Consider the following 5,587-nt stretch of genomic DNA (forward strand, 5'->3'; position numbering starts at 1 on the left):
GATATTTTCGAAGACGACGATCAGAAGCAGTAGAAAGACGGCGATCCAGAACACCAGGCTGCCGATCCCTGCCGCTGACAGATGACCGAACAGTTCCCCGTACTGGCGGAAGGTATGTCCGGATTCGAGCTGTACCGGCTTGACGGCACCGAGCAGATAAGCCAGTCCCGTTCCCAGCAGAATGCTGATGAGCAGTCCTCCCTGCACGCCCCGGATAAACAAAATCAGGGCAAGCAGCAGCGTAAAGCAGGACACGATGACGGCCGGATCGCTGAAATGCCCGATGGTAACAAAAGTCGTCTGGTGGGCGATCACGATTTGGCTTTTCTGGAGCCCGATAAACGTCAGAAACAGCCCGATCCCTACCGTGATGCCGTGCTTCAGGTTGTGCGGGATGGCCTCGCTCACGATCCGGTACAAGGACGTAAAGGATACGATCGAAAATAACACGCCCGTGACCGCGACGACCATCAGCGCTTCCTGCCAGGACAGCTTCATGGAGTGCACCAGGGTGTACGTGAAGAAGGCGTTGATGCCCATGCCCGGTACGACCACAATCGGCGACTTGCCGCCAAAGGCCATCAGGAGGCAGCCCACAACCGACGTCAGCAGCGTTCCCACCATGGCTGCCTTCAGCGGCATCCCCGCGTCGTGCAAAATATTCGCGTTAACCATCACAATATATACGACGGAAAAATACGAAACAGCACCCGCAATCCATTCTTTCTTCCAGCTGTCCCCCGGCAGCAGCCCCAGGCTGCGGTGCCAAAAACTAGATTTCAACAATAGTCCTCCTGTTCGACAAACGGTGTCCAACCTATTTTATTTATACCATATTTGTAAAATAAAAGGCGCGAGCGCCGTTATACGGCCTCGCGCGCCATCACTTGCTTCAGTTATGCCCGTTATTTCGCGAGCGTCTGCCCGGTCGGCTCCGGAATGTACGTTATACCTGAATCCCTGCTTTGGCGAGCAGGTCCTTCACGGCAACGCTCACCATGATGAGGCCGACGACAGGAGGTACGTAGGCGTTGCTGGCCGGCGGCTGCTTTGCCTTACGGATCTCCGGTGCGTTCTCCGGAACGATTTTTTCCGTCACGTCTACGCGCGGCTTGATCGGCTCTTCGGTCGAGAACACGACCTTGACGCCTTTTTTGATGCCGTCTTTGCGCAGCTTCGTCCGGATGACCCGGGCGATTGGATCCATCGTCGTCTTGGAAATATCCGCAACCTGGAATTTGGTCGGGTCCATTTTATTGGCCGCGCCCATGCTGGAAATGATCGGGATTTTGCGGTTCAGGCACTCTTTGATGAGATGGATTTTGTAGGACACGGTATCCGATGCGTCCAGCACGTAATCCAGCTCATACTTAAACAGCTCCTGATAGGTTTCTTCGGTATAAAACATGTTCAATGCGATCGCATCGATGTCCGGATTGATTAATTTGACTCGTTCTACCATCAGATCTGCCTTCTTCTGGCCGATGGTCGTCGTCAATGCATGGATCTGGCGGTTGATATTAGTAATGTCAACCACGTCTTTATCGATCAAAATAATGCGGCCGACCCCGGTGCGGGCCAGGGCTTCCACCGCAATGGACCCCACCCCGCCGATGCCAAGGACCGCCACCGTGCTGTTTTTCATGACTTCAAGGCCTTCCGGCCCGATGGCCAGCTCCGTACGTGAAAATTGATTAAGCATATCGTCAGGTGGCCTCCCTTAACTTAAGAATGAACTTTCTTTTCTTCCCCCGGCTTTTTCACGAGCTTGATGTGAAGCTGTTCAAGCTGCCCTTGGTCGACCGGTGACGGTGCATCCATGAGCAGATCGGTCGCGCTGGCCGTTTTCGGGAAGGCGATCGTTTCGCGCAGGTTGCTGCGTCCGGAGAGCAGCATCACGAGCCGGTCCAGACCAAATGCGATGCCGCCATGAGGTGGCGTGCCGTATTCAAAGGCATCCAGCAGGTGGCCGAATTTGTCTTTGGCATCCTCAGGCGACAAGCCGAGGGCCGCGAACATTTTTTCCTGCATGTCGCGCTTGTAAATCCGCATGGAACCGCCGCCAACTTCGTAACCGTTCAGCACGATGTCGTAAGCCTGGGCCAGAATGCTGCCCGGATCGGTTTCAAACAGATGCTGGTCTTCGTCGCGCGGACGGGTGAACGGATGGTGCAGAGCAACATAACGTTTCTCTTCCTCATCCCACTCGAGCAGCGGGAAGTCGACCACCCAGGCAAATTTGAACTCATTTTCGTTGATCAGGCCGAGCTGTTTGCCGATTTTCAGGCGAAGCGCGCCAAGCACGTCGGCTACGACTTTTTTATTGTCAGCGGAGAAGAGCAGCAGGTCGCCTTCTTCGGCTCCGGTGCGCTCTCTCAGCGCTTCGATCTCTTCAGGCGTAAAGAACTTCACGATCGGCCCTTTGAACTCGCCTTCCTTGACTTGAATCCAGGCCAGGCCTTTGGCGCCGTAACGGGCCGCGAACGGACCCAGATCGTCGATTTCCTTACGACTCCACGTGCCGCAGCCTTTGGCGTTCAGCACTTTGACTTCTCCGCCTTTTTCGACGACGGAAGCAAACACCTTGACGCCGCTGGAAGCTACCAGGTCGCTGACTTGGATCAATTCCAGCCCAAACCGGAGGTCCGGTTTGTCAGAGCCGTATTTATCCATCGCTTCGGCATAAGTCAGGCGCTGGAAAGGCAAAGGAATGTCTACGTTAACCGTTCTTTGAACAGGCGGGCCATCAGCTGCTCCATCATGCCCAGAAGCTCGTCCTGGTTCATAAAGGACGTTTCGATGTCCACCTGCGTGAACTCCGGCTGCCGGTCGGCGCGCAGGTCTTCGTCCCGGAAGCAGCGGGCGATTTGGAAATAACGCTCGATGCCGCCTACCATCAGAAGCTGCTTATACTGCTGAGGGGACTGCGGCAAAGCGAAGAACTCGCCTTCGTGCACCCGGCTCGGTACGAGATAGTCGCGTGCGCCTTCCGGGGAGCTTTTTGTCAGGATCGGCGTTTCGACTTCAATGAAGCCTTCTCCGTCCAGGAAGTCACGGAAGATCTTCGATGCTTTGGAGCGGAGCAGCAGCGTTTTTTGCATTTCCGGACGGCGAAGGTCCAGGTAACGGTATTTGAGGCGAAGCGACTCGTCGACTTCCACACCGTCTTCGATGAAGAACGGAGGCGTTTTGGCGCCGTTCAGCACTTCGATCTCGGTAATCTGCACTTCAATTTGACCGGTCGGCAGGTTCGGGTTGACCGTTTCTGCGTCGCGCTGCACAACTTTACCTGTGACGGACAGCACGTATTCGCTGCGCACTCGGTCGGCGATAGCCAGGGCTTCGCCGGAGTATGCCGGATTGAATACGATCTGCACGATGCCGCTGCGGTCGCGCAGATCGATAAACAAGACGCCCCCGAGGTCACGGCGGGTTTGCACCCAGCCGTTTAATGTTACCGTTTCTCCAATGTTCGCGGTGGTCAGGCTACCGCATTGATGGGTCCTATGCATGTTTTGTCATTCCCCTTTTAATTGGTATATTTATTCAGCCTTATCGGCGGATTTACGTAATGCCAAATGCAGTTCGCTGAGCTTCACCGTCTGCTGCTCGCCGGTTTCCATCGACTTCAGGGCGATTTCCCCGCGCGACAGCTCGTCGTCCCCGAGAATCGCGGTATAACGCGCCTTCAGGCGGTCAGCGGACTTCATCTGCGCTTTCATCTTGCGGCCCAGGTAGTCACGTTCTGCGGCAAAGCCTTCCTTGCGCAGCAGGTACAGCTGCTTGGTGATTTCGCGGTCGGCCGCTTCGCCGAGCGCCACCAGGTACACGTCCAGCGGCTTCACCGCTTGAAGGTCGATCTCCTGCTTGTCGAGGATCAGCAGGATCCGCTCCAAGCCGATGCCGAAGCCGATGCCTGGCTGGTCCGGCCCGCCGATTTCGCCGACGAGGCCGTTATAGCGCCCGCCGCCGCCGATCGTATCGATCGCGCCGATACCCTGCGCCTTGTATTCAGCTTCCAAGGCACTCCCGGAGCCTTACAGCACGTTCAGCAGTTCCCGGCAAAGGCCGGTTCGCTTTGGGAGTCCGTGAAGTGATGAAGTTGCCGTCCAAGACGACCTCCTCATCCTTGAATTCCGCGCCGGCGTTCACCATGTCATCCTGCAGCGGAGGGTACGAGGTGATCGTTCTGCCTTTCAGCAGACCGGCGCTGATTAAAATTTGCGGGCCGTGGCAAATCGCGGCGATCGGCTTGCCGGCGCTGTTGATCTCCTTCACGAAGTTCAGCACATCCTTGTTCAGCCGCAGGTTCTCCGGAGAAGAGCCTCCAGGAATGACGACGGCGTCGTAATCGGCCGCCTTCGCGTCCGCGATAGCTTTGTCCGCCGTATACGAGGCTTCGCCGTTTTTACCGGTCAGCTTCTCACCCTGCTGGAGGCCGATAATATCCGTGTCATGGCCCGCTTTGTTGACTTCATCATATGGGACTTTCATTTCCGAATCTTCAAATGCGTTCGCAAGCAAAAATGCAACCTTGCTCATGGAATATCGTTCTCCTTTCATGGATAAGTGGTCCACGCCTTGTTATTACCCGAAACGCGCACGTTTATAACATGCTCGCGTGTCCATTCGCGAGGAAAGAAAGAAGAAGAGGCGGAATTTTCGGTTTGCGAGCCAGGCAAGTCAAAATGGGGGGATGATTTTCGTAATAAACTTGGGGCGGATCATCTCAAATAACAGCAAAAGGGCTCTTTTCTACAGAAAAGAACCCTCTTTCGCAATAAAAGAGGGTTCTGCTCGGGTCTATTTACTTGCAGCAATAATGGGTCGACTAACGGATGGTCTGCTGCCGGCCGATACCCTTCGTGTACAAGGTCCATAAGGGAAACGGGATTTCCCGTACGGCCTGCATCGTCTTAGTGGCCTCGTGCAGCGAGGCGACCGGCGCAAGCGGCAGCGACTGCAGCGTTTGGGTCTGAACGGATTGGCGCATATTGGATGAACTCCTTATTTGTATATAAATGGCGGATGCTCATTCCTATTTTGCCCGATATTTACCGTTTCTATGCCCCTTTGCTGTCGATAATCAGCGTGACCGGCCCCCAGTTGGTAAAGGTGACGTCCATCATCGCCCCGAACCGGCCGGTGGCGACCTCAAGCCCTTTGTCTCTGAGCTCGCGGTTGAATTGTTCGTACAAACCTTCCGCGATATCCGGTTTGGCCGCGGCCATGAAGTTCGGGCGTTTGCCTTTGCGGCAGTCGCCGTACAGGGTGAACTGCGACACGGACAGTATGCCCCCGCCAACTTCCATGACGCTGTAGTTCATTTTCCCCTCATCATCTTCAAAAATGCGCAGTCCAGCAACCTTATCAGCCAAATATTTCGCGTCTTTGTCCGTGTCCTCATGGGTAACGCCGACGAGCACCATTAGCCCTTGGCCGATCGCCCCCGTGACTTCTCCGTCTACCGTAACCTGCGCTTCCTTACAGCGCTGTACAACCACTTTCATGCTGTCTCTCTACGCTCCTTCGCTTGTTCCGCTCCCCTGGGCACCTTGAGCTATCAATGATTACTCAGGTGTGCGAC

The 5,587-nt window shown here is 55.4% G+C and carries 4 protein-coding genes and 3 pseudogenes; all 7 read right to left on the bottom strand.

Features of this window, described 5'->3' with window-relative positions:
- Nucleotides 1-783 (bottom strand): NCS2 family permease (locus tag CPT76_RS00055; protein WP_146116106.1); only part of this gene is annotated, 783 nt, incomplete at its 3' end.
- Nucleotides 784-946: 163 nt separating this feature from the next.
- Entirely contained in the window at nt 947-1,702 is a 756-nt protein-coding gene (locus tag CPT76_RS00060; protein WP_076177000.1) for a tRNA threonylcarbamoyladenosine dehydratase, read from the bottom strand.
- A gap of 23 nt (nt 1,703-1,725) precedes the next feature.
- Nucleotides 1,726-3,512: pseudogene (gene aspS, locus CPT76_RS00065) on the bottom strand (aspartate--tRNA ligase).
- 30 nt (nt 3,513-3,542) lie between these two features.
- Nucleotides 3,543-4,013, bottom strand: a pseudogene (locus CPT76_RS00070) (His/Gly/Thr/Pro-type tRNA ligase C-terminal domain-containing protein); the annotation flags it as partial.
- A 24-nt stretch (nt 4,014-4,037) separates the two neighbouring features.
- Nucleotides 4,038-4,542 (bottom strand): annotated as a pseudogene (locus CPT76_RS00075) (type 1 glutamine amidotransferase domain-containing protein).
- A 289-nt stretch (nt 4,543-4,831) separates the two neighbouring features.
- Entirely contained in the window at nt 4,832-4,993 is a 162-nt protein-coding gene (locus CPT76_RS36900) for a hypothetical protein (protein WP_181152633.1), read from the bottom strand.
- Nucleotides 4,994-5,063: 70 nt separating this feature from the next.
- Nucleotides 5,064-5,510, bottom strand: a complete 447-nt coding sequence (dtd, locus tag CPT76_RS00080) for a D-aminoacyl-tRNA deacylase (protein WP_105441533.1) — start codon at nt 5,508-5,510, stop codon at nt 5,064-5,066.
- Between the last annotated feature and the right edge of the window lie 77 nt (nt 5,511-5,587).

This window comes from Paenibacillus sp. AR247 (genome assembly GCF_002968895.1).
In the GTDB taxonomy this organism is placed as follows: Bacteria; Bacillota; Bacilli; order Paenibacillales; family Paenibacillaceae; genus Paenibacillus_AQ; species Paenibacillus_AQ favisporus.

What these genes read in the sequence shown, in the direction of transcription:
- CPT76_RS00060 (WP_076177000.1), bottom strand. Translation starts at nt 1,702, where the DNA reads ATGCTTAATCAATTTTCACGTACGGAGCTGGCCATCGGGCCGGAAGGC.
- CPT76_RS36900 (WP_181152633.1), bottom strand. Translation starts at nt 4,993, where the DNA reads ATGCGCCAATCCGTTCAGACCCAAACGCTGCAGTCGCTGCCGCTTGCG.
- dtd (WP_105441533.1), bottom strand. Translation starts at nt 5,510, where the DNA reads ATGAAAGTGGTTGTACAGCGCTGTAAGGAAGCGCAGGTTACGGTAGAC.